General features: G+C 45.3%; 22 protein-coding genes. 9 read left to right on the top strand and 13 right to left on the bottom strand.

The features are described 5' to 3' along the window. Positions 1–109 precede the first annotated feature (109 nt). Positions 110–952 (bottom strand): LysR family transcriptional regulator, encoded by an 843-nt coding sequence (locus L5M28_RS10480; protein ID WP_212600226.1) that lies wholly within the window; start codon positions 950–952, stop codon positions 110–112. A 122-nt stretch (positions 953–1074) separates the two neighbouring features. Between L5M28_RS10480 and L5M28_RS10475 the strand changes: the two genes are divergently transcribed. Then, positions 1075–1728 carry a TetR/AcrR family transcriptional regulator gene (locus L5M28_RS10475; RefSeq protein WP_212600227.1) on the top strand — a complete coding sequence of 218 codons (654 nt, stop codon included), beginning with the start codon at positions 1075–1077 and terminating at the stop codon, positions 1726–1728. On the opposite strand, the gene L5M28_RS10470 is transcribed toward L5M28_RS10475, so the two are convergent. Both L5M28_RS10470 and L5M28_RS10465 read right to left on the bottom strand, forming a co-directional pair. Further along, positions 1712–3061 (bottom strand): ATP-binding protein, encoded by a 1350-nt coding sequence (locus tag L5M28_RS10470; protein ID WP_113941371.1) that lies wholly within the window; start codon positions 3059–3061, stop codon positions 1712–1714. The two genes, L5M28_RS10475 and L5M28_RS10470, sit on opposite strands and share 17 nt — an antisense overlap. 14 nt (positions 3062–3075) lie before the next feature. Further along, on the bottom strand, positions 3076–3762 hold the full coding sequence (locus L5M28_RS10465; protein ID WP_105251061.1) for a response regulator: 687 nt from the start codon (positions 3760–3762) through the stop codon (positions 3076–3078). A 284-nt stretch (positions 3763–4046) separates the two neighbouring features. On the opposite strand from L5M28_RS10465, the gene L5M28_RS10460 reads away from it, so the two are divergent. The 4 genes from L5M28_RS10460 to L5M28_RS10445 all read left to right on the top strand — a co-directional run bounded on the left by L5M28_RS10460 (position 4047) and on the right by L5M28_RS10445 (position 6726). After that, positions 4047–4556 (top strand): Spy/CpxP family protein refolding chaperone, encoded by a 510-nt coding sequence (locus tag L5M28_RS10460; RefSeq protein ID WP_263203277.1) that lies wholly within the window; start codon positions 4047–4049, stop codon positions 4554–4556. A gap of 51 nt (positions 4557–4607) precedes the next feature. Continuing rightward, positions 4608–5498, top strand: coding sequence for a cation diffusion facilitator family transporter (locus L5M28_RS10455; RefSeq protein WP_212600228.1), 891 nt, complete (start codon positions 4608–4610; stop codon positions 5496–5498). Positions 5499–5512: 14 nt separating this feature from the next. Further along, positions 5513–5965, top strand: coding sequence for a hypothetical protein (locus tag L5M28_RS10450; RefSeq protein ID WP_263140869.1), 453 nt, complete (start codon positions 5513–5515; stop codon positions 5963–5965). A 209-nt stretch (positions 5966–6174) separates the two neighbouring features. Further along, positions 6175–6726, top strand: a complete 552-nt coding sequence (locus tag L5M28_RS10445) for a porin family protein (RefSeq protein ID WP_113941367.1) — start codon at positions 6175–6177, stop codon at positions 6724–6726. A 137-nt stretch (positions 6727–6863) separates the two neighbouring features. Here L5M28_RS10445 and glnG read toward each other — a convergent pair whose 3' ends face one another. The 8 genes from glnG to L5M28_RS10405 all read right to left on the bottom strand — a co-directional run bounded on the left by glnG (position 6864) and on the right by L5M28_RS10405 (position 14257). Next, positions 6864–8276 carry a nitrogen regulation protein NR(I) gene (gene glnG / locus L5M28_RS10440; RefSeq protein ID WP_006079736.1) on the bottom strand — a complete coding sequence of 471 codons (1413 nt, stop codon included), beginning with the start codon at positions 8274–8276 and terminating at the stop codon, positions 6864–6866. 38 nt (positions 8277–8314) lie between these two features. Continuing rightward, positions 8315–9361, bottom strand: coding sequence for a nitrogen regulation protein NR(II) (glnL, locus tag L5M28_RS10435; protein WP_263203275.1), 1047 nt, complete (start codon positions 9359–9361; stop codon positions 8315–8317). A 153-nt stretch (positions 9362–9514) separates the two neighbouring features. After that, complete coding sequence (locus L5M28_RS10430) at positions 9515–10021, bottom strand: DUF4124 domain-containing protein (RefSeq protein WP_263203273.1); 507 nt, start codon at positions 10019–10021, stop codon at positions 9515–9517. Positions 10022–10225: 204 nt separating this feature from the next. Then, positions 10226–10852 (bottom strand): glutathione S-transferase family protein, encoded by a 627-nt coding sequence (locus tag L5M28_RS10425; RefSeq protein WP_263203271.1) that lies wholly within the window; start codon positions 10850–10852, stop codon positions 10226–10228. A gap of 133 nt (positions 10853–10985) precedes the next feature. Further along, the gene (locus tag L5M28_RS10420; RefSeq protein ID WP_263203269.1) at positions 10986–11678 is read right to left on the bottom strand and encodes a type 1 glutamine amidotransferase domain-containing protein; all 693 of its coding nucleotides are present in this window, start codon (positions 11676–11678) and stop codon (positions 10986–10988) included. Positions 11679–11737: 59 nt separating this feature from the next. Beyond that, positions 11738–12895 carry an iron-containing alcohol dehydrogenase gene (locus L5M28_RS10415; protein ID WP_113941361.1) on the bottom strand — a complete coding sequence of 386 codons (1158 nt, stop codon included), beginning with the start codon at positions 12893–12895 and terminating at the stop codon, positions 11738–11740. 172 nt (positions 12896–13067) lie between these two features. Then, entirely contained in the window at positions 13068–13664 is a 597-nt protein-coding gene (locus L5M28_RS10410; RefSeq protein ID WP_263203268.1) for a TetR/AcrR family transcriptional regulator, read from the bottom strand. 281 nt (positions 13665–13945) lie between these two features. Beyond that, positions 13946–14257 carry a pyrimidine/purine nucleoside phosphorylase gene (locus L5M28_RS10405; protein ID WP_219254978.1) on the bottom strand — a complete coding sequence of 104 codons (312 nt, stop codon included), beginning with the start codon at positions 14255–14257 and terminating at the stop codon, positions 13946–13948. A gap of 357 nt (positions 14258–14614) precedes the next feature. Between L5M28_RS10405 and L5M28_RS10400 the strand changes: the two genes are divergently transcribed. Then, positions 14615–16570 carry a methyl-accepting chemotaxis protein gene (locus L5M28_RS10400; protein WP_105251072.1) on the top strand — a complete coding sequence of 652 codons (1956 nt, stop codon included), beginning with the start codon at positions 14615–14617 and terminating at the stop codon, positions 16568–16570. 141 nt (positions 16571–16711) lie between these two features. On the opposite strand, the gene ovoA is transcribed toward L5M28_RS10400, so the two are convergent. Then, positions 16712–18826, bottom strand: coding sequence for a 5-histidylcysteine sulfoxide synthase (ovoA, locus tag L5M28_RS10395; RefSeq protein ID WP_263196884.1), 2115 nt, complete (start codon positions 18824–18826; stop codon positions 16712–16714). Positions 18827–19191: 365 nt separating this feature from the next. Between ovoA and L5M28_RS10390 the strand changes: the two genes are divergently transcribed. Beyond that, positions 19192–19587: a hypothetical protein gene (locus L5M28_RS10390; RefSeq protein WP_105251074.1), complete on the top strand. Its 396-nt coding sequence runs from the start codon at positions 19192–19194 to the stop codon at positions 19585–19587. A gap of 39 nt (positions 19588–19626) precedes the next feature. On the opposite strand, the gene L5M28_RS10385 is transcribed toward L5M28_RS10390, so the two are convergent. After that, positions 19627–19809, bottom strand: a complete 183-nt coding sequence (locus L5M28_RS10385; protein WP_105251075.1) for a hypothetical protein — start codon at positions 19807–19809, stop codon at positions 19627–19629. A gap of 361 nt (positions 19810–20170) precedes the next feature. Here L5M28_RS10385 and L5M28_RS10380 point away from each other — a divergent pair, with 361 nt between their 5' ends. Then, entirely contained in the window at positions 20171–21022 is an 852-nt protein-coding gene (locus L5M28_RS10380) for a PfkB family carbohydrate kinase (protein ID WP_263140851.1), read from the top strand. A gap of 314 nt (positions 21023–21336) precedes the next feature. Beyond that, a complete protein-coding gene (locus tag L5M28_RS10375) occupies positions 21337–22797 on the top strand; it encodes a diguanylate cyclase (protein ID WP_263169694.1) in 1461 nt (486 codons plus the stop codon). Positions 22798–22907 lie beyond the last annotated feature (110 nt).

Raw genomic sequence — 22907 nt, 5'->3', positions numbered from 1 at the left:
CAGATCTAACAGACTTTGTCGCTGTTATAAAAATGCCAACCTTAGGGTTGGCATTTTTTCAAATACGTTTGCCATTACACGCAGACTAGTTAACAGCATTAGCAAAGTGTTACACATTTGCTTTAATCAAGGTAATCAATTGCATTGTGGCGTCTGTTTGCGTTTCAGGATTGAGATAAAGGGATTCGTTAAATTCGGGTAACGGTGGCAAGCCATGTTCGTATGGATTCAATATTTGCATATGCTCATTGATCCTAAATTCTGCAATAGGTGCGATGGCTAAGTCATTTTCAACTGCCATACACAGAGCATGGGGGGAAGGCGTCGACAGTAAGACATTGATTGGACGCATTGACAGCTGATGGTTGGCAAACACCTGAGCTCGGATAGGGCAGTTTTCGGGATAGAGCGCCATTGGAACGGTATTGCGTTTATGCGCTTGACCATACTTTGCGGCTGCCCAATGAAAGCGGCGTGTAAACAGCAACTCTCCGTTGGCAGGGGCTTGCCAGTGGGTAGCAACGATCAGATCAAATTCACCTTGTTGCAACCGTTTATAAAGGTTGCCACTGACGTCAGTATCAATGACCAATTCGATACAAGTAAACTCTCGGATAAACTCCAGTAAGCAGCTGTTTAAATAGCATGTAATATAGTCAGTAGGCACTCCTAGCCGGATCACTTCTTTATTTTGGCTGTCTTTCAATTCATGAATAGCTTGCGAGTTAAGTTGCATCATTTTATAGGCGTAATTTAACAGGGTCGAACCGGACTCTGTTAATGTCGTACCTTTGTTATCCCTTAGCAATAAAGATTGGCCGACCACTTCCTCAAGCTTCTTAATTTGTAAGCTCAAGGTTGATTGAGTGCGACAGACTTTGTCGGCAGCTTTAGACATGTTGCCACATTCTGCTACTGCAATAAAACTCTCAAGTAATTCTATTTTTAGCATCTAGCTACCTAGTTTATTCATAGTGGTATCAGTATTACTCAATATAGGCTGACTCTAAACTCTGTTATCGTTTGATTGTGAAGTTGCAACCTTTTTGTTTGTTGAAATGTGACGAGGTCGGTATGAGTAGCTGGGAGCAAAGGAGTGATTATTTGATACAAGTTGCACAGCGTAGTTTAAGAGGTCATAAAACGTTTGATTTATGTCGTTCTCATTTGGTAGAGGCGAGTCAAATATCGAAAGGCACAATATACAATCACTTTACAACTGAAGCGGATCTTGTGGTTGCGATTGCATGTGCTCAATACGATGAGTGGTTAGTTGCCGCTAAGCAAGATGTATTGCGTTATCCTGACCCTTTTATACGCTTTTTATATCATCACTGTTACCGCCTTCATCAAGTATTATCGCAACAGCGGTTCGTGATTGAGCGAGTAATGCCAAATCAGGCCTTGTTATTGCAAACGACTAGTAATTATCGACAGCGCTTTGAAAAATTATCAGTCGAATACAACCGCTGGAATCGGCTAACTATTTCAGAAATCGGTGATGTATCTGGATTTAATCGAGCTGAATTAGTCATGGACTATCTTCGTGGCGCTATGATCAACAGTGACGACTCCAATAGAAAAGCGGATGATATACAACTCTATTGTCAATTTAGTTATGCGTTAAGTCAGTTAATGGGGCATTCAGATAAGCGTATTCCAACTAAGTCAGCATTTGTTCATTGGTTGTCACATTTACCCTGTATATCGGCTATTTCGGCAGTGTAATCGTCACTTTAAGGCCCGTTGGTATACGGTTCTCGGCTTTAATCTTACCTTTGTGGGCGGTAATCGCCGCTTCAGTGATTGCCAGCCCAAGTCCCCAGCCACCGCTTTCTCTCTGTCTTGCCGAGTCGGGGCGGTAGAAAGGTTTAAAAATGGCATCGAGTTCGGCGGCATCTATGCCTGGACCATCGTCTTTTATGGTAATTTGTACTTGATCAGCCGTCGCACTCGCTTGCAGGTGAATATCGCTTGCGGCATAACGGATCGCGTTACGCAGCAGGTTTTCAATCGCGCGGGAAAGTGATTTAGGAAAATGTGCTAACTCAATTTCTTCATCGATATCGATAGTAATGCTTTTACCTTGCTGTTCTGCTTCAAATTCCGCATCGTCTAAAACTTGGCTCAGGGATTCGGCCAAGCCTAAATGTACTTTGGTTTCGTTAGTACTGAGCTTGACCCGCGAGAGTTCTAACAATTCACTGATAAGCTTTTCGAGTTGCTCAGCTTCATAACCTATGCGTTCCGTTTCTGTGGTCTGCTGACCTTTTTTACGTGCGAGGGCTAGGGATAACTGTAGCCGCGTCAATGGGGTGCGTAGTTCATGGGAAATATCCCCCATGAGCCGCTGCTGATTATTCACCATAGCTTCGATGGAGTCGGCCATGCTGTTAAAAGCCGTGGCGAGCTGACCAATTTCATCGTTGCGCTGAGTGGTGGACTTATCGACTCGGTGACTTAAGTCGCCCTCTGCGAGGGCATTAGCACTCTTTTTAAGTGAATTTAATGCCTTACCTAAATGCCACGCGAGCAAGCCACATAATAATCCCGAAAGGAAAATCGCTAGGCTTAAGGTTAATAACTTATTTTCGGCGAAGAAGAAGAACCAAGGCCGTGGATGATTATCCGGTAGGCGGCCATAAAGTGAATACGTTTCAGCGCCCAGATTAAATTGATAGGGACCAAACACCAGCTCATCTTTAAACTGATGGCTAATCGGTTGTTTTTCTTCATCTGCCATCAGCATAAAGCTGCGTACACCGCGACTCACCCTGTGGGTGTTGATCACTTGGCCTTGGCTGTTGACAAGATAGACCCGCAGAGGTTTGCCTTCCATGTCTCTGTGTCTTTCCCAGCGCCGAAGAAAATCGGATTCCAGCAAGGCGGGGTTTTCTTGAATGCGCTTAGCTATCGTCGATAGGACTTTTTCAAGGTGAGGTGGTAGTGGTGCACGGTCGTGATTTTGTTGTAGCAATGGTAACAGACCCACTAAGGCGATGATTAGCGAGCTGCAAAGCCAAAATCCGAGCAATAATTTGATAAATAAACGATTAGGCACAGTCGATACCGCCGTTATGGGAGCCAAATATAACCTTTGCCACGGATGGTTTTCACCCTTGGCCGACCATCGCTACGCTCGGGGAGTTTTTTACGTAGATTCGATAAATGCATGTCTAAGCTGCGATCGAAGGGCATGAGTTTTTTGCCGAGCACTTTCTCGTTTAACTCTTCCTTGTTCATCAACTCTCCAGCGTGCAGTGCTAGGGTGTGCAGCAGAGTGAATTCAGTGCCTGTGAGTATGATTAATTGCTCATTACAGTAAGCTTCTTGGCGCGATGGATCTAAGCGTAGATCGCCAAACTCTTGGGCGGGCGCGGCATGGATTTCTTGGGTTGTTAAGTTCGAACGACGAATAATGGCGCGGATACGGGCGATTAACTCTCTGTCATTAAACGGCTTTGGCAGATAATCATCGGCGCCGATTTCAAGCCCAACTACGCGATCGATTTCATCGCCGCGAGCGGTCAGCATTAATACTGGGGTTTGTTTATGTTGGCGCAGTGCGCGTAGCACTTCAAAACCGTTTAATTTAGGTAGCATGACATCGAGTAGGATCAGATCGTAATCTGCGGTCAGTGCCAGATCTAAACCTTGTTTACCGTCGTAGGCCAAGGTTAATTGAAACCCTTCTAACTCGAGCAGTTGCCCTAGTAGCTCAGATAACCCCAGATCGTCATCGATTAATAATATCCGACTCATACTGTTCCTTAATCTCTGTAATGTGGCCTCATGTGCCTGTTTATCATAGACACTTTTAGCGCTTTGGCTGAGTATACCTGTTTTGATGTCAATTGCTGTGTAGCAATGTAAGCCAAAGTAAAGAATAGAGTTATTGCCGCAACTTTACAGTGATTTACTCAGGCAACGCCCTCACTTACATATAGGGGTTTAGACTGGAAGGGTCGAAAGTGACTCGGCTTAAAAGGGTCGTCACTGTGTCTTATTAATTGCCATATTAAAGTTGAACCATCGAGGTTAACACTATGAAAACATTATCACCTTTGAAAGCGAGCCTGTTTGCCATTCTAGCGAGTTCTGCGGTTTTCGCGACGGCAGTTAATGCTGCACCTAAGGATGCTGGCTGCGACTTATCTAAATCTGAATTCCATAAAGGCGACCGCATGGAACATGGCGGCCGACATATGGACCACGGTGGCATGCATCGTATGTTTGAAGGGCTCGATTTAACGGATGCCCAGAAAGCTGACGTCAAAAAGTTGTTTGCCGATCAGAAAGCCACGCGCGCTGATAATCGTCCAACGAAAGAGGAACGCTTGGCCCATCGCACTGAGATGCAGGCCTTAATTACCGCGCCTAGTTTTGATGAAACACAAGCAAAGGCACTGATGAGTGCGCAGCAAGAGCAGCGTCAAACTCAAGCCATTGAGCGTATGAAGCTGCATAATCAAATATTTAATCTGCTGACACCAGAGCAGCAAGCTAAGTTTAAAGCGCGATTTGAAGCACAAGCTGGTAAAGAACCTCGCGGTTAAGCGTCTTAGCTGATATACAATAGGGTCATAGCTTCCCAAGATAGATCCCTTATGACTCAAACTTCCCAATATGATTTTTGGGTCAAACTGGCTAGCCGCGCTTCCGTGGCTACCGCTTTGATCCTTATTCTTATCAAGATGTTCGCTTGGCTTTATTCCGGCTCTGCCAGTATGTTGGCATCTTTGACGGATTCCTTTGCCGATGCTCTCGCTTCTATTATCAATTTTATTGCCATTCGTTACGCGCTTGTGCCGCCGGATCATGACCACAGATATGGTCATGGTAAGGCTGAGCCGTTAGCGTCTCTAGCGCAATCCGCCTTTATTATGGGCTCCGCATTTTTATTACTGTTCTATGGTGGTGAGCGTCTATTAACACCTGTTCCGGTTGAAAATGCCACCATAGGTGTAGTTGTTTCTATCATAGCGATTGTGATGACGTTAGCTTTAGTCATGTTGCAGAAACGCGCATTAGCGGCGACAAAAAGTACTGTGGTTGAAGCTGATTCGCTGCACTATAAATCAGATTTATTCCTTAATGGTGCGGTATTGTTGGCACTAGTATTAGCGCAATACGGTTGGTGGTGGGCTGACGGTTTATTTGCGGTAATGATTGCATTTTATATTGGTCATCAAGCCTTTGGCTTAGGTTATCGCTCAATTCAAGCCTTGTTAGACAGAGAGCTAGACGAAGAAACTCGCCAGCAAATTACGCAAATCGCGATGGAAGATCCACGGGTGCAAGGGCTGCATGATTTACGCACTCGTCAAGCAGGCAAAACTGTTTTTATTCAATTTCATTTAGAACTCGATGGTAATTTGAGTTTGAATGAAGCCCACAGTATTGCCGACACGACAGGAATAAGAGTCAAAGCTGCCTTCGAAGATGCCGAGGTTATTATTCACCAAGATCCGGTTAAACCTGATGTAAACGAAACATAAATGAAGGGCAAGCTATGGCATGGATGCAGAAGCAAAGTCACAGATGGGATCATTCCACTCGATTGATATGCCGCTATCATAGGCTATCGACTCGCTTTGAGTTGATAGCCGAATTTGTGGTTTCTGACGTTAGCATTCCTGTGAATGCAGAAATCACGCTCCTAATGGAACAGAAACCTTCGATAGTAAATCAAGCAGATAGTACCGTATCTCCTGTGATAGCGGGAGCTTGGAGTCAGTTAGTCCTGCGTAAACATCTTTATTACTTACCGCAGAAAATTGAGCTCGACATTGCTAACCAAGCTTATCGAGTCCATGTCTGGCCATTATTTCTTTGGCGTACACGTATTACTTGTGTGGCGTCTGGCAGAGTTGTCGTATCCGAATGTTTGGATGTGAGAAGGCGTCGTTCCCTCATCCGTTGGCTATATGCAAGTTTTATAGGATTGTTGCGGGTGCTAAGTTAAAGCCGTTAATGATTTTAGATATAAAAAGATAATGTCTAAAGTGAGTATGATTTCCCTCTATAAATATCAACTATAGCTTTCGTTTTTGACTCAAGCTGAATAAATGCTGTACGGCTAGTGTTTTGCTCATTTAAACGATGACACCCCAGATCTGCTTATTGTAATATCCACGCCGTTTAATACTTTCGTTAAATCATTAGGGAATTATGATGAAAAAATTATCAATTGTTGCCGCTGCTTTATTGTCTGCATTTCTGGCGACTCAAGTCTCTGCTGCAACCGACACAACTGGCTTTTATGTGGGCGGAGCCCTCAATAAAGTGACTGTCGATGTTTTAGATGAATCAGAGTCGGGTACTGGCTTTGGCGTTTACGGTGGTTACAACTTCAATGAGTGGTTTGGTTTAGAAGCCAACCTGTTCGCCACTGGAGATCTTGGCGACAGAGATGTTGATATAGGTGCCGGCGCATTAAGCTTCACGCCTAAATTTACCGCACAAATCAATGATATCTTCTCTGCTTATGCGAAAGTGGGCATCGCTTCTATGGCGCTGGTGATTGATGACGGCTCCGATGATGAAGACTTCACCGGTTTCGGTTGGACCTATGGTGTTGGCGTTAATGCTGCGGTAACAGAGCACTTAAATATCCGCGTAAGCTACGATGTGACTACGGGTGATCTAGAAGCAGATCGTCACAACTCTATAGATATCGACACTGATATTAAACAGTTTGCTGTGGGTCTGCATTATCAGTTCTAATTCTGCTTGGGCTAGTGGTCGTCATGTTAGTTAGCACAATCTAGATATAAAAAAGGGATATGTGAATATCCCTTTTTTGTTGCTTAAGGTTAATGCGTTTGTATAGTTAGCCTTGATGAGAACGTTATTTTATCTACTCAATCCATCGACAGTTCTTTTAATTTCCGCGTTAAGGTATTTCGTCCCCAGCCTAAACGTTTCGCCGCTTCCTGTTTATGGCCTTGAGTATGGCGCAGCGCCGTTTCTAGCAGTATGCGTTCGAATGCGGGCTGCACCTCAGTTAACAGATCGCTGTTTCCTTCCGAGAGTTTTTGATCTATCCACTCAGTCAGTGCCGATTGCCAATCTTGGCTGCCTTTCGCCGTGTGGGTGACACTCACAGGGTCTTTCAGTAATTCTGGCGGTAAATCTTGGGGTAAAATTTCTTGCCCCGATGCCATTACGGTTAACCAACGACAGGTGTTTTCGAGTTGTCGGACATTACCGGGCCAAGGTAATTGGGAGAGTTTTACCGCGGTTTCCTTGGTCATTATTTTAGTTTCTACGCCAATTTCCTTTGCTGCAGAGGCGAGAAAATGGGTGGCGAGCTGGGGAATGTCTTCCCGTCTTTGTGACAGTGGCGGCAAGTGCACGCGGATCACGTTGAGGCGATGGAACAAATCTTCCCTAAAGCCGCCTTTTTGCACTAATAATTCAAGATCTTGGTGGGTCGCCGCTATGATACGCACATCGACTTGCACCGCATTATGACCACCGACGCGGTAGAACTGGCCATCGGCGAGCACTCTGAGTAACCGTGTTTGTACGTCTAACGGCATATCGCCGATTTCATCTAAAAAGAGCGTGCCACCGTTTGCTTGTTCGAAGCGACCTTGGCGGACATTGGCTGCGCCAGTGAAGGCACCTTTTTCGTGGCCGAATAGCTCAGATTCGATCAAATCCTTAGGGATCGCTGCCATGTTCAGCGCGATAAACGGCTTATCTTTACGTGGGCTGTGCTTGTGTAAAGCGCCAGCCACTAACTCTTTTCCCGTACCCGATTGACCATTGATCAGCACGCTGATCGATGAGCGTGAAAGCCTGCCTATGGCGCGAAACACTTCCTGCATCGCTGGCGCTTCACCTATGATTTCGGGTGTTTTGACTTGGGCTTCCTGCGCGGGTGCTGGGCTCTGTTCAGTGGCATGGGTAAGTGCGCGCTCAACCAGAGAGATTGCCTCATCAATGTCGAAGGGTTTAGGCAGATACTCAAATGCGCCCGCTTGATAGGCACTCACTGCACTGTCTAAGTCTGAGTGCGCTGTCATAATGATCACGGGAATATGGGGATAATGCACCTGCAATCGTTCGAGCAGGCTTAAACCATCCGTGCCGGGCATACGGATATCCGACACTATCACGTGCGGTTGCGATATTTCTAATGCCTGCCACAGGGATTCGGCGGCGGCAAAGCTGGCGGTGCTGAGCTTAGCACCTTGCAGTGCCTTTTCGAGTACCCAGCGTATCGAGCTGTCATCGTCGAGGATCCACACTTGTTCACTAATTCGCATCTTGCTTCCTCATACGGTATGGGTAGGTACTGTCGAAATTATTTAGCGCTTAAAATCGGTAATGAAATGATAAATTCTGTGTGCCCTGCGCTGGAGAGGCAATCGATCCTTCCCGAGTGTAAACGGGCAATATTATGGGCAATCGAGAGGCCTAAACCTGAACCTTGCTCACGGCTTGTCACCATGGGATAAAATAATGTGTCCATTAGCTCAGGCGGTATACCGGGGCCGTTGTCGATAATCGATAGGGTTAACACTAGCTTGTGGCGATGTGAACCTATAGTGACTTGGTGTTGAGTGCGAGTGCGGATCAAAATCTCGCCCCCCGTATGCTCAAGCGCCTGCACCGCATTTTGTAAAATGTTCAGCACAGCTTGCTGCATTTGGTCAGGATCCATCTCGATATCGGGAATGGATGGATCGTAATCCCGTTTGAGCTGGATGTTAGCGGGCAGCGCCATTTCAACTAACTTATAGACCTTTTGCACCACTTGATGGATGTTGTGCAGACTGTGCTGTGTCGGCCTTTGGGGGCCGAGCAGACGGTCCACTAAATTACGCAGCCGATCGGCCTGCTCTATGATGAGCGTAGTGAATTCCTTCAGCGCCGGATCATCCAGCTCCCGCGATAATAGCTGCGCCGCACCGCGAAGGCCGCCTAAAGGATTCTTGATTTCATGGGCTAAGTTGCGCACTAAAAACTGCGCCGCTTGTTGCTGTGCATCTTGACTCAACTGCTGATGAATGCGTCTTTGTTGGTCGACTTGGCGCAGTTCGAGCAGGCTGAGCTCTGCCTCATCATCGAGGGGAATAAGGGTTAAATCAACGGTATGATGTTGGCCATCGAGCGTGACTAGTGCTGCCGTATTGACCGTTAAGCCTTGGCCAGCTGTTACTGCATCCATTAATAGCTTGGCGTCGACACCGAGGACTTGATAATGCTCGGGCAAAGTTTGTTCTACGAGTCTATGGCTACCAACACCTAATAATTGCTCTGCTGCTGCGTTGGCATAACAAGGCTTGAGATCCTTATCTATGACAAGTACAGCGGTAACTAAATGATTGAGCAGTGTCTCTTTATCCATCGACCGTTCCTAGAAATAGGGTTGCACCACTATGGTGCACCAATCTGGTGCAAGCTGCAACTTGTCTTCATCAAACGGTTTAGTCAGGAGGAGTTAATCTAACTTCATGTATTTAAAGTTTTTATACTAACTTTTACTATACAAATAGTGACATTAACGCTTAGCTGCTTGATGAAGAAATATCTTTCTTGGTGAACTTGATGCAAAGACTTTGCCGTTTTGAGTCAAAGCGTCAACGACTAAGGTATGTTCACCTCTGTCGATGTTTTTGAGTTTGAAGGTACCGCCAATTTGCGGCTGACCTATGGGGTTGCCATCGAGTTTGAGGGCCATCAAATACTGACTTTTTAGCTCTGGGGTGATAGTCGCAACGACGTCGAAATCGCCATTGTTATCTCTGACGGTTTCCTCTTCGGTCGGAGAGGTAATATTGACTTGATATTGAATAGATTCAATTGCTTGATTTGAGCTGTTTAAGTCTGTTTTGGGTAGAGGAAGGGCAATTTGATTTAAGGTCTTATCTTTTAGCTCAACGACTTGGGCATTTGGCTGCGGCTCATCGGAGTAATGGACTTTGCCATTCTTATCAACCCATTTATAAACAGTCGCTTGCGCTAACATGCTAAATAGCACTAAGCCGATGAGTGTGAGTGAACGCATGCTAAAGTCCCTGTAGCCTTGAGATAGAGTTAATCAAGATTAGTCTCTTTTACATCAAAAATCATGGTGTTTGTTGCGCTAAGTGGTTAAGGATGTCACCACAGAGAAGGTATAAAGTCGACAGAAAATGGGGAGGCAGAAACAGGGGTTAGTTAAAGTGGGTTAAGCTCGGGCACTAACATGTGCCCGAATTCGATCCATCAATTATAGGCTTGCATCGAGTTGTTGCTCGATCTCACTCGCTTTGACCCAAGCGGCATGTTGGGATAATTGAGTGGCATAGCGTTCAATGTGTTCAAATTTCGCGAGATCGCCACTGTTCGCCAGTAGCTCTACGACGAAGGACATCATGATATCCGCACCCGTGAGCTTGTCTGCAACAAGATAGGTTTTATCGGCCAACATATCATTGAAGTAATGGCTTATCTTGCTGACTTCTATCGCCGCATAATCTTCAAGGAAATTGGTTTTACAACCGTCCTTTTGCACGAACATACGCAGTAACAAAGGCAGCATGGCTGAGCTTTCGGCAAAGTGTAGCCATTGCAGATAACTGACATAGTCTGCGCTGTCTCTGGCGGGGGCTAAGGTATTCGCCGCATATTTTTCAATAAGATATTCGGTGATCGCACCCGATTCGGCTATCACTTGACCGTCCATTTCGATAACGGGTGATTTGCCTAACGGATGAATTTGCTTAAGTTCGGGTGGCGCGAGAAAAGTCTGGCTATCACGTTGATAACTCTTAATTTCATAGGGTTGACCGAGTTCCTCTAGCAACCAGATGATACGTTTAGAGCGTGATTTATTGAGATGGTGCAAGGTGATCATGGGCTTTCCTTTGGACAGTGAGAGTACATTTTGGCTGTCGCACCATTGTGGTGCGACAGCTCTTTTTAACGCATTTAGCACACTTGCGCGCCTGTCTTTGTTCATTTCAAGCTGAGCGTCGCGTATTTATCGCTTAGCCTCTCGCGTTTAATTGCGCAACTATGGTTTCGGCTACGGCTTCGGATGATCCCGGATTTTGGCCTGTGATCAAATGGCCATCTGCGACGACAAAGCTTGTCCAGTCATCACCTTTGACATAATTGCCACCATTTTTCTGCAGCATGTCTTCAACCAAAAATGGCACGACATGAGTGAGTTGCACGGCTTCTTCTTCAGAGTTGCTGAAACCGGTAACACGCTTGCCGCTGACCAATGGCTTGCCATCACTGGTTTTAGGGTGCAGCAATGCAGCAGGCGCATGACATACGAGCCCTAGGGGTTTATTGGCTTGATAAAACTGTTCAATTAAGGCGATAGAATGTTTATCTTCGGCAAGATCCCACAGTGGACCGTGGCCGCCCGGATAGAAAACCGCATCATAATCGGCTGCATTGATTTCACTTAAGCGAGTGGTATTTGCTAGCAGTGCTTGAGCCTCAGGATCTTTGCTAAAGCGCGCAGTGGCTTCGGTCTGAAAGTCTGGCTCATCACTTTTTGGATCGAGTGGTGGTTGACCGCCCAGTGGTGAGGCTAAGGTAATGTCAAAACCTTTATCTTTAAAAACATAAAAAGGTGAGGCGAATTCCTCTAGCCAAAAGCCGGTTTTTAAACCGGTATCACCGAGTTTATCATGCGACGTGAGTACCATTAATATATTCATTTTCATACCTTTACCTTAGTTGCTCACATCAATCTATGTGAGCTTTGGGTTTAGTTCATTTGACGTTATAGGGCTAAAGTCAAAATGTCACGGCTCATGGCTGGGTCAATATTGCCATGTTCGCCTAGTGCCACCATGCCGTGCAGTTCAAGCTGTTTCACTACAGTATCAACGTGGCTGGCATCGAGATCATAGGCAGATAAATGTGTTGGTATGCCCATGGCTTCGAAGAAAGCCTTGGTTTTTGCGATAGCGGCGTCGATACGCTCGTCATCTGTACCTGTGTTGATGTGCCACACACGGTCGGCGTACTGGAGTAGCTTTTCGCGTTTAGCCTCTTTTGTACATTGCAACAGGGCTGGCAATACGATTGCCAATGTGCGCGCATGGTCGATATCGTAAAGTGCAGTTAGTTCATGGCCTATCATATGAGTTGCCCAGTCGTGGGGAACACCGACGCCAATCGTGCCGTTGAGTGCCATAGTGGCAACCCACATTAAGTTAGCGCGAATGTCGTAATCTTCGGGTTGAACTAGCACTTGTGGACCAAGCTCAATCAAGGTTTGTAAAAGACCTTCGGCAAATCTGTCCTGCACGGCGGCGTTAACTGGGTAAGTGAGGTATTGCTCTGTGATATGTACAAAAGCATCGACAACACCGTTGGCCACTTGGCGCTCTGGTAGGGTGAAGGTTTTCGTCGGATCAAGTATTGAGAATTGTGGATAAACCAAGTCATTACGGAATGGCAGCTTAGCTTGCAGTGATTTGCGGGTTACTACGCTGGCGTTGTTCATTTCGGAACCGGTCGCAGGTAAGGTTAAGACTGAGCCAAAAGGCATAGCTTGAGTTACATTTGCACCCCAGCTAGTGAGAATGTCCCAAGGTTCGCCTTCAAATACCGCTGCAGCGGCCACAAATTTAGTGCCATCGATAACCGAACCACCGCCAACCGCGAGGAGGAAGTCGATATTCTGCTCACGCACTTGGGCGACGGCTTTCATTAAGGTTTCATAGGTTGGGTTTGGCTCAATGCCATCGAACTCGACAACGAAACGATTACCCAATGATTGTTTAACTTCGTCTAACGTGCCTGTTTTTCTAGCACTGCTGCCGCCAAAGAGGATCATCACTTTAGCATCGCTCGGTACTAGGGAATCAATTTCGGCGATAGTGTCTTTACCAAAACGGATTCGGGTCGGGTTGTAATAGTTAAAATTTAGCATGGATGATGTTATTCCTATTATTACTTTAAATGAGCAGCGTTAATTGAGCTGCATTAATTAATCGCCCGTTAAATTAGTAGACCAGTCGTCTAATTTTGGGGCGTGAAGCTGTATTCTTTAAAAATCTGGGCTGATCGATATCAGCAAATATTAGTTTTGAGTCGGTATTAGGTTAAAGGGCCGTTTTAGGCGTTAAAATGGCTTTAGTCGTCACGAGTGCACGTTCGAGTGCCGCAGGGCTGTGGCCCAACTTATTCATTAAGCTGGCGCCTAACCACATGTGATACAACATTTCAGCGGTTGATTGCGGATCTTGCTGGGCGATTGAACTGTCGAGTATACCCACTTGAACACAAGTCGTTAACCTCTCTATGATGCCGGCGGAGCCTTTAAGTAAGGCAACACGCATGGCTTCGGATAAATCGGCCACTTCGGCGCTGAGTTTCACGACCAGACACTTTTGATCTACGCAGCCATCGGCTTGTACGTGCAACCATTGTTGCCAGTATTGCATCAAGCGTTGATGGCCTGTCAGTGTTGAGTCATTGAATAATGCGTCTAAATCTAATTGATATTTTTCAAAATAATCAGTAATAAGCGCTTCGCCAAATTGTTCTTTGGATTTGAAGTAGTGATAAAACGAGCCTTTTGGCACTTCGGCCGCCTGCAGCAGTAGGGATAAGCCGACGCTGGAGAAGCCTTTGCGTACGATCAGCTTGTAGCCGATGTCGAGAATGTGCTGGCGAGTGGATTGAGTTTCAATTTTCATGTGGGTTAGGATAAATTAAATTAGACCGGTCGTCTAGTGTTGTTCTTATCGGCGATTTCAACACATTCGATTTAGTATGCTTTGCATTGTGAGTTTTACGCTGCCTTGAGCCAGGTTAATAAAATTGCCAAATTGATAAATGTCAGATGGATAAGGCATTCTGATGGTGAAATGGTTCGGTAGGACAAACATACTCACAGTGCTGAGATAAACCGTCACTGTGAGCATTCGATTCACGATTGATGTGAAATATTAATCGTACTGCCACTCAATCGAGATGATTAGAGGTAGCTACAGCAATATTCGGCAATGGCTGTGTTACGAATTTTAAAGCTAACATTTGCAGCCAGCTCAAACTGAGTTCCTTCGCTAAACTCCTGCCATACAGAGCTCTCCGGTAACAACACCTCAAAACGGCCACTGGTGACTTCCATTATTTCGCCTTGGGAGGTTGAGAACTCATATTCCCCTGGTAATACAACACCTAAGGTTTGCTTGCTGCCATCGGCAAAAAATACGCTACGGCTAGCCACTTTGCCATCAAAGTAGATGTTGGCTTTTTTAGATACTGACACTTGCTCGAGTAAACTCATTATTAATCCTCTATAAATTGGCTTGATATGAATTTATATGCATATTTAATAAATTTCAATGCATCATTGTCGCATGGATGTGCGCATTCAATATCAGTTGATGCTAACGTTCGGTTTATCGCTTATTTCCCACTATATCATTTTATTTGAAATGGTCGGTATGGCGTGGCTGTCATTTAAAGTTGTTAATCATTTTTTTACTTAAAAATAATGAGTTGTCGGCATTTTAGTGAACTTTTGATGAAAATAGTCGGCACCGCTTTGTTTAGCTGAGATTCTTCTCCTATAGTTTTAAGGCAGGTTTGATTCTGCAAAGATTGAAGGAATGGAATTCGACGCGCGACAAGGAGTCTCACCATGGGTTTTACTCGTAAAATTCAGCTTATCAGTTTATTGATTGTCCTATTACCCCTCATATTTGCCACCGCAATAGTGACTTACATTGCTCGCGATGAATTGTTTGCCGAGGCTCAGTCTCGTTTAGTGGCTGTGCGTGAGATCAAGCAACGGCAGATTGTTGGCATGTTTCAGGACTTTTCCGATAACCTGCAGGCCGTCAGCGCCGTAATTGCCAGCCAAAAAAGCCTCGATACTCTTACTGACATAGATCAAACCTTGCAGTCATTAAATAAATCCCTCGGTTTTTATGACCTATTTATTATTAGTGACGATGGCACCGTTTTATATACAGTGGCGAAGGAGTCTGATTTCGGCACCAATTTGCGTACTGGACCCTTCCATGATTCGGGATTAGCACAGTTATTTAATAAGGCATTGGGATCGGCGGGCACAGTATTATTACAAGATTTTTCCGCATACGCGCCTTCAAATGGTCAACCTGCGGCATTTATTGGCCAGTCGATTCAGTTCAATCAGCAAAGATTGGTGGTGGCGGCTCAAGTATCAATCGATCGCATAAACAGAGTTATGCAAATTCGTGAGGGTATGGGGCAAAGTGGTGAAACTTATCTCATTGGCCCAAATAATCGTATGCGTTCTGATTCTTTTCTCGATCCCATTAATCGCACTGTTACGGCTTCGTTTGCGGGAACGGTAGCTCAGAATGGTGTTGATACGCTGGCTGTAAAGGAGGCGCTGGCTGGTAAATCGGGTGTGATGCAAGTGAATGACTATAACAATAATCCCGTATTATCCGCTTATTCTCCTGTCGTTGAGCTTGGTTTGCGTTGGGGTTTGATGGCTGAAATTGATGTGAGTGAAATAGCAGCTCCCGCCTACCGTATGATGTTTATCGGCTTATCTGTTTGTGCAGCAGCCTTAGTGTTGGCGTTCGCTGCCGCTAAGTTAGTTACAGGGTTTGTATTAAAGCCGCTCGGCGGTGAGCCTGAGGACATGTGTAACTTGACCAGTATGATCGCCTCTGGCGATTTAACTCATAATTTACCGCATGTTCAAACGGATAATCACCTGATGAGTTGGTTGGCGCGGATGCAAACTAAGCTCAAAGAAATTATCAGTCAGCTGGTGGGCGTTGGGCATGAACTTGAATCAGCCGCCGAACAAAACTCTGCCGCCATGACCCAAGCCGATTGCAGTATTCAGATGCAGGCTAAAGAAACTGATATGTTGGCCACTGCCGTTGAAGAAATGAGTTATGCCGCAGCTGAAATCAGCACGAATACGATGAGATCCTCCGATGAAGTGTCCGCCTGTACCCATTCGAGTGAAATTCTTTCGCAAAACTTGGCCAGTACTCGTAAAAGCTTAAAAGTGACCTTGAGCAGTTTTGCAACTATTCATCAACAGGTGGGCAGTCTTGAGGCGGATAGTCAGAAAATCGGCTCAGTATTAGCTGTGATAAATGCGATTGCGGAACAAACTAATCTCTTGTCTCTTAATGCGGCGATTGAAGCTGCGAGAGCTGGCGAGCATGGTCGTGGATTTGCTGTGGTTGCCGATGAGGTTCGCCAGTTAGCGGTGAAGGTTCAATTAGCGACTCAGGATATTGGCCAAGTGCTAAAAGGCATTCAGCAGCAGTCTGGCGTGCTGGCGTTGCATAGTGTGACTTGTTCCACTGAAGCCTCTAAAACCGCAGAAGATGCCGATGGAATGCAGACCGCGGTGGATGATATTGCTTTGCGCTTAGAAACCTTAAAGGCATTAATGATTCAAACCGCAACCGCTGCGGAAGAACAAACAACGGTTTCGGCGACGATTGCGCAGGGGATTGCGGGCTTAAGCGTGGCGGCGGAGGAAAATAGTGCGGCTATCAGCCAAGTAGCAGCGAGTACGCGGAGTCTGTTGGGGTTAGCAAATCAGCTTGGTTTAACAACGGCACAGTTTAAGGTGTAGATATTTTTCGCTGCATTTACAGTGTTCTCACCTTAGTTGGTGCTGTAAATGTGACTGAGCTGGATGTTACACATCCGCCAGAAATGGATTTCTGGCGGATATTTTTATCAGGACTTCAGTTGGTTATCCCATGAGTGAGCATTAACGTTTACGCCAAATTGTCATTTCTGAGATGGAATGTTGGAATTTACGTTTAGTCTCGCGGATCACGAAGGGAATTTCCTTCACTGCGACCAGCTCAAATTGGCCGATCAAGGTTTCGGTCAAACCATCTAAGGTGGTGAAGTTCTCTCCTTTGACTTTAACGCCACCTAACCATTTATCCTTGGGCGTATAATCTTCAAGCCAAGTGTATGGCGAGGCAATCACAAGGTATCCACCTTGATTAATCCGCTGGGCAATACTGGTTAAAAAGTGCTTAGGCTCGTTTAACCTGTCGATAAGATTTGAGGCATAAACCAAATCATAATCTGTGTAGATGGGCTTTAAATTACAGGCATCACCTTGCATAAAGTTGACCTTTTTAGCCTCAAGTTCATATCCCAGTTTCGCGAGACTCGCGCTCTTAAATTCCTGTAAGTCGCCTTCGGTGCGTATGGTGTAACGTTTTTCACCTTGTTCTGTCAGCGCATAGGCCTGTTGAATAAAGCGCGCCGAGAAGTCGATACCATCAACATGATCAAACACTTTTGCCAGTTCGAAACTCGCGCGACCAACGGAGCAGCCGATATCAAGGGCTTTAGCTGTATGAGTCAATTGAATTTCACTCAGCGCTTGCTGCACACCATTGACGCAGAAGTTAGCAACTCCGAAATATTCGGCGCCATAGTGGAATTCAAGGTATTGGGAAATCAGTTCATCTGTTTCGTACACATTGACCTCGGCCATTTGAGCTGGATTTTGGCTGGATTCCACATAGCGAAAGCCCGCGTGTTGATAAAAATGTCGACGAAACGCATAGCGTGATGAAGCAATTGCCTCATTACCCGTAGAGATCCACGAGCCGCCTTTGATGAGATTATGTTTGCCATCGAAGGTTGGGGTGGAGAAATCATCGTAAAGTGGGTGTACGACGAAGCCGTCAAAACCGTCGATTGCGGTTTCTGTCCATTGCCAAACATTACCGACAATATCGAAAAAGCCATTATGTTCGAAGCGATTCACTGGGCAAGAAGAGGCGTAATAAGCCAAAGCAATATTGCCCGGCACTTCATGCCAATCGGGCGCATCGGCGGGCACATTCTCGCGTAAGATATACCACTCAGCTTCAGTTAATAGACGTATATTGCTTTGCTTTTGTTCGGCTTTCCAATTACAGAAGGCCTTAGCTTCGAGCTGATTCACTTCAACAGGCCAGTTTAATGGCAGCGGGATTTCTTCCGCTAAGTTACGTTGCCACCATTTATCTTGTCTGAAGCGCCAAAAACGCGGCATTTGTGCTTGGGTATAGGCAAGCCAAGCTTGGCCTTCTTCATTCCAAAATTGGGGTGAGCGATAGCCGCCAGCCTCGACGAATGCGAGATACTCTTGATTCGAGACTAAGAATTTAGCAGCCTTAAAGTCGTTAACGTTAAATATTTTATGGCCGTACTCATTGTCCCAACCGTAGGTTTGGTCTTGTTCAGTTTTGCCTAAGGTCACCTTTTGCCCTTTTACAGCCAATAAACTGTTAGTCTCGGCAGGGGCGGTGTCTTGGCACGCAGGCCAGAGGTGGTTGGGCGCGACATGTTCCAGCGGCAGTTGGCGGATGATCACCGATGAGGTTTCTAAATGAATACGCTCATGTTCAATGCCCATCAAAATGATCCAAGCTGGACTATTTTGAGTGATAGGTAACGCTAGAGGCATTTCATCGATAACACGATTGATGACAGCATTAACTTGTTGGCGATAGCTGCGCACCTCTGCTACATCCGGCCACGGATAATGTTGTTCGTTCAAATCATCCCAAGACATCTCATCGACACCAATGGCGAACATGGATTCGAAGTTGTCGTTTACCCGTTCATCGAGAAATTTACCGAGTTTGAGTTTGTTTATATAGAAAGTGGCCGTATGGCCAAAGTAAAAGATTAACGGATGGCGCAGCGGCTCGGCTTTGAGGTAATAGGCGCTATCTTCTTGGATCAAATCATACAGAGACTCGTATAAAGCCCATGTCTGATTAAAGTATTGCTTAAGCTCTTGACGCTTTCCGGCCTCAGTTTCACCAATGAGCTTAAGGGTTTGAGGGGGTTGCGTTATGGGCTTATCCATAGACAAGTAAACTCCGTATTTATCGGCCTGCGGTGCAAGCATGGGAAGATTAATCTATCGTGTGTGACTCTATACGCGATTACTGAGCTCAGGATCACTTTGTCAGCTTAATGTGTCGGTTTGAGGCAAAGTGTTTTACAAACTAACAGAAAGACCAATTGGGTCCAACATCAGTGCTGGAGCTTAAAGCATCTCAGGTATGACCCTTTGGTTTGGAATTATCTTACAAAGAAAGTGATGCGCTCAATTTAGTGATGCTATCCCTTACAGGGATTAAAATTATTTTATCCCTGAAGAGTATTTTCTCTGTCGGGGTTAAGGCAGAATGATCCCGTCCGTAAAATTATTATGCAGGATATAACGGGATGACAATTAACGCATTATGGATACCCGCCTGGTATGAGCTTGATCCGTCGATCGTAGTGGGTGTGACTGAGGAGTTTGTTTTTCACAAGACTGCCGCAAACGAGGCGTTAAAGTTTTACAGCGGTGCAAAGGAAAACGATGCCGTTAAGGCAACCGGAACTATTTCGGCCATTAAGCACAATGTCTTGGGGGACATTGAAAGTGTCGATGCGCAGGGGCTCGATTATACGCTTGTGTTGCAAGATGGACGGCGTTTGTTAGTCAACGCAGAGGAAAACCCTGGCTTGGTTTATGAGTGGGTTGATGACAGTTGGCAGCCTTCAGATATGGTCATTACAGATTGGACATTAGCAGTACAATTTGCGTCTTTATCACCATTGACGCCAATAAAGTAATTGAAGGTTTATCGTGAGTAACTAGATGGCAAAGTGCAGTTAGCGCTCGGGATCCGAGGTTGACTGCACTTTTACTTGTTCAGCAAGTTGTTGGTATTCTTGTTTGATTTCTGCAATATAAACATCGTGAAAATTCAATTCATTAAATTCTTCTATACAGAGCTGATAACGGCGTAGCTGCTCAGATTTTTCTTCGGCGGTATCCCATATTTCCATTAGCATAGCGTTTGATTCCATTCATAAATTTAATATATGTATCCTGCATGCATTTTAACTATGTCTACTGATAATTAATCGAGTCGGCTTCAAAATGGTTACGCTTCATTTTGTCCTGAGACGTTATCTTTTCTATAAATCGATTTTAAACAAAGTGTTAGAGTTAACAGCTATGTTATACCGTATGGGTGTATAACTGTTTTCCTCGTCTTCTTCGGGACAAATGCTTACATCAAGGCGCTGCCATATCCTTATAGTGTTTCTATCTCGATGATTGGATTGTGCCTGTGAGCATTTTGCTCTAGATTGATATTTCTTTGTTTTTATCTTCTGGCCTTGATGCTTTTTTGCCCCTTGGAGCCTTGTAATGGCTAATATTCTGTTAGTTGCCAATCTCAACTGTGATCGGATCTTACTGCTTGATAAACCTTTAAAAACAGGTGGACGTTTCCATTATCAAGATGGCGGCCAAAGGCTCGGCGGCGGTGGGGCAAATACCGGATTAGGTTTAGTCTGGGCTGGGCATAGCGTCGCGCTGGTGAGTCAAGTGGGCCGTGATGACATGGGGGATTGGCTCATTGCAGAAGCCAGTACGCAAGGGCTCGATTGTCGCTTAGTGCAGCGCCGCACCGGCAATACATGCGAAATGCTGCTTGTAATGACGCCAGACGGCGAGCGCACCATTATTCGGCCACAAAGACCCATATTTGAATTATCTGTACCGCCGAAATGGCAGCCATGGGACGCGTTGTATTTTAATACTTCCGCTGAAGGCTCTGTCAGCTGGGCAAAAACAGCTTTAGAACATTGTCTTGTGGTCGCGCAATTAGCCAAGGACGACAGACAGAGACCTTGTCATATTTTATTGGCCTCCATGAGTGATATTCAGGGGCGTTGTGATGGCGCATCTTGGGAATATGGCAAAAGCATTGGTGGCGATTGTCTGCGTTACTTTATTGTCACCGATGGTATCAATGGGGCTAAGGTTTACACGCACGATCAAGTGCAGCATGTTGCTGCTATCCCTGCCACAGTTGTTGATACCACTGGCGCGGGTGATGCCTATGCGGCAGGGTTGATCCACAGTCTCTGCATTGGCCAATCAATTACTGAGGCCATGGCAGAAGGGGCGATTTGGGCGGCATTTGCGGTGGCAACCGATAGTTCTATTCCGGGTGAGGCACTAAAACAGTATTTAGAGACAAAGCAAACGACATGATAAGTATTATTGTGACCAGTTTGAGTCATCTTTTTGTCATACGTCCTTGCTAGAGTATGTCTTGTGGCGCATAGCTTGTCCCTTAACGTTTTCTTGTACTTTTCTCCCATTTATTGGTTAGTATGTTTTTGCCTCGTTTCCCCAACGAGGCATTTTTTTGCTCAAAATAAAGTTATTCCATTGTAGAACGCCAATACGACAGAAATCTTGTGCGGCCATGGCGCAATTGCGTTAACATTTATTCAACTAAAATAGTTATCGTTAAATTAAAATAATAAGCCACTCAAGGTGTTCTGTAGTCTTTGGAGTTGAGAATGGGCAATAACGCTTGGAATGATAAAAATAAATTTATTTGGCTTCTGTCTGTTTTGCTTTTGGTCGCCTTTTTAGTGACTAGCGGTATCAGTTACAAAGTGGCTCATGATTCACTGAGCCAACAAATAGAGAGCAATACCTTACCGCTCACAAGTGACAATATTTATTCAGAAATTCAACAGGATTTGTTACGACCCATCTTTATTTCATCCTTGATGGCGCAGGATACCTTTGTTCGGGATTGGACCTTAAGTCATGAGCAAGAGCCCGAAAAACTCATTCGTTACCTTAAGGAAATCCAAGAAAAATACGGTACTGTCACTAGCTTTTTTGTGTCTGAGAAAAGTCGAAATTATTACCATTCCACGGGCATTTTAAAAAAAATCCAAGATGTAGAGCCTGACGATGCTTGGTATTTTCGAGTGCGTTCTTTACCTGAATCTGAACATTATGAGGTCAATATTGATGCCGATACGGCAGACCGCAGTAAGACAACCGTATTTGTTAACTATAAAGTTTTTGATTTTGAAGGAAAATTCATTGGTGTTACCGGTGTGGGGTTGGCGGTTGAAAAGGTTAAAGCCTTAATTGAGTTATATCAAAAGCGTTATAACCGCCGAGTGTTCTTTACCGACCGGCAAGGTAATGTCACTTTGCATGGCGATCAATATGACGGTACGGATTCGCTGCAAACGAACGTAGGGCTTGATAATTTGGCTACGCGTATTTTAACCAGCCCAAGTGCCGCCTTCAGCTATCAGAAAAACGGGAAAACGGTTTATCTCAATAGTCGCTTAGTTCCTGAGTTTAAGTGGTATTTGATTGTTGAGCAGGAGGATGCGCCACAAGAGCGGGAACTGTTAAATACGTTTTGGGGTAATTTGGCGTTAAGCCTAATGGTGACCCTAGGTATTTTATTCATCTCCAACATGACCTTAGGTCGTTATCAGCGCAAACTAGAAATTATGGCGTCTACAGATAAGCTCACTGGCGCCGCTAACCGTCAGGTGTTTGATGAGTACTTTAGGCAGGCGTTAGATAAAGCTAAGCTGACACAATCGCCGATTTCAATACTCTTGCTGGATATCGACCACTTTAAAAAAGTGAACGACAGTTATGGGCATGGGATTGGTGACTTAGTATTAAAAACCATGACTAATATGCTGCGTGGCTTACTACAACAACAGGATATTTTATGTCGCTGGGGCGGTGAGGAGTTTTTAATTTTACTTCCTGAGATGGATTTATCCCGAGCGGCAGAACTGGCAGAACAGATCCGTGACCTCATTTCCCAGCGGGAAATTAAAGTGAATGGATTACACATTTCTATTACTGCCAGTATTGGTGTTGCTGAGCATCAAGTGCAAGAGCCTGCGGAGGACCTTATCAAACGTGCCGATCTGGCCTTGTATCAGGCAAAAGAAGCGGGCCGAAATCAAGTGGTGTTAAATCATTCATAGACTCTACTCGGTTCTTCTTGGCAGCAATGTTTAGCCTACCTTTGTGGGTTATGGCGCGGGTTGATTGTGTTATTGGCGTATCGCGGTTTACACTCTGACAGTAATGCGCG

It is taken from the genome of Shewanella sp. SW32, from assembly GCF_025653365.1.
GTDB classification, from domain to species: Bacteria; Pseudomonadota; Gammaproteobacteria; order Enterobacterales; family Shewanellaceae; genus Shewanella; species Shewanella oncorhynchi.
Note: the sequence above shows the minus strand (reverse complement) of the source record. Positions and strands in the feature narration are given on the sequence as shown.

Coding starts and splice junctions, on each gene's coding strand:
- L5M28_RS10480 (WP_212600226.1), bottom strand. CDS start 952: ATGCTAAAAATAGAATTACTTGAGAGTTTTATTGCAGTAGCAGAATGT.
- L5M28_RS10475 (WP_212600227.1), top strand. CDS start 1,075: ATGAGTAGCTGGGAGCAAAGGAGTGATTATTTGATACAAGTTGCACAG.
- L5M28_RS10465 (WP_105251061.1), bottom strand. CDS start 3,762: ATGAGTCGGATATTATTAATCGATGACGATCTGGGGTTATCTGAGCTA.
- L5M28_RS10460 (WP_263203277.1), top strand. CDS start 4,047: ATGAAAACATTATCACCTTTGAAAGCGAGCCTGTTTGCCATTCTAGCG.
- L5M28_RS10455 (WP_212600228.1), top strand. CDS start 4,608: ATGACTCAAACTTCCCAATATGATTTTTGGGTCAAACTGGCTAGCCGC.
- L5M28_RS10450 (WP_263140869.1), top strand. CDS start 5,513: ATGGCATGGATGCAGAAGCAAAGTCACAGATGGGATCATTCCACTCGA.
- L5M28_RS10445 (WP_113941367.1), top strand. CDS start 6,175: ATGAAAAAATTATCAATTGTTGCCGCTGCTTTATTGTCTGCATTTCTG.
- glnG (WP_006079736.1), bottom strand. CDS start 8,276: ATGCGAATTAGTGAACAAGTGTGGATCCTCGACGATGACAGCTCGATA.
- glnL (WP_263203275.1), bottom strand. CDS start 9,361: ATGGATAAAGAGACACTGCTCAATCATTTAGTTACCGCTGTACTTGTC.
- L5M28_RS10430 (WP_263203273.1), bottom strand. CDS start 10,021: ATGCGTTCACTCACACTCATCGGCTTAGTGCTATTTAGCATGTTAGCG.
- L5M28_RS10425 (WP_263203271.1), bottom strand. CDS start 10,852: ATGATCACCTTGCACCATCTCAATAAATCACGCTCTAAACGTATCATC.
- L5M28_RS10420 (WP_263203269.1), bottom strand. CDS start 11,678: ATGAAAATGAATATATTAATGGTACTCACGTCGCATGATAAACTCGGT.
- L5M28_RS10415 (WP_113941361.1), bottom strand. CDS start 12,895: ATGCTAAATTTTAACTATTACAACCCGACCCGAATCCGTTTTGGTAAA.
- L5M28_RS10410 (WP_263203268.1), bottom strand. CDS start 13,664: ATGAAAATTGAAACTCAATCCACTCGCCAGCACATTCTCGACATCGGC.
- L5M28_RS10405 (WP_219254978.1), bottom strand. CDS start 14,257: ATGAGTTTACTCGAGCAAGTGTCAGTATCTAAAAAAGCCAACATCTAC.
- L5M28_RS10400 (WP_105251072.1), top strand. CDS start 14,615: ATGGGTTTTACTCGTAAAATTCAGCTTATCAGTTTATTGATTGTCCTA.
- ovoA (WP_263196884.1), bottom strand. CDS start 18,826: ATGGATAAGCCCATAACGCAACCCCCTCAAACCCTTAAGCTCATTGGT.
- L5M28_RS10390 (WP_105251074.1), top strand. CDS start 19,192: ATGACAATTAACGCATTATGGATACCCGCCTGGTATGAGCTTGATCCG.
- L5M28_RS10385 (WP_105251075.1), bottom strand. CDS start 19,809: ATGCTAATGGAAATATGGGATACCGCCGAAGAAAAATCTGAGCAGCTA.
- L5M28_RS10380 (WP_263140851.1), top strand. CDS start 20,171: ATGGCTAATATTCTGTTAGTTGCCAATCTCAACTGTGATCGGATCTTA.
- L5M28_RS10375 (WP_263169694.1), top strand. CDS start 21,337: ATGGGCAATAACGCTTGGAATGATAAAAATAAATTTATTTGGCTTCTG.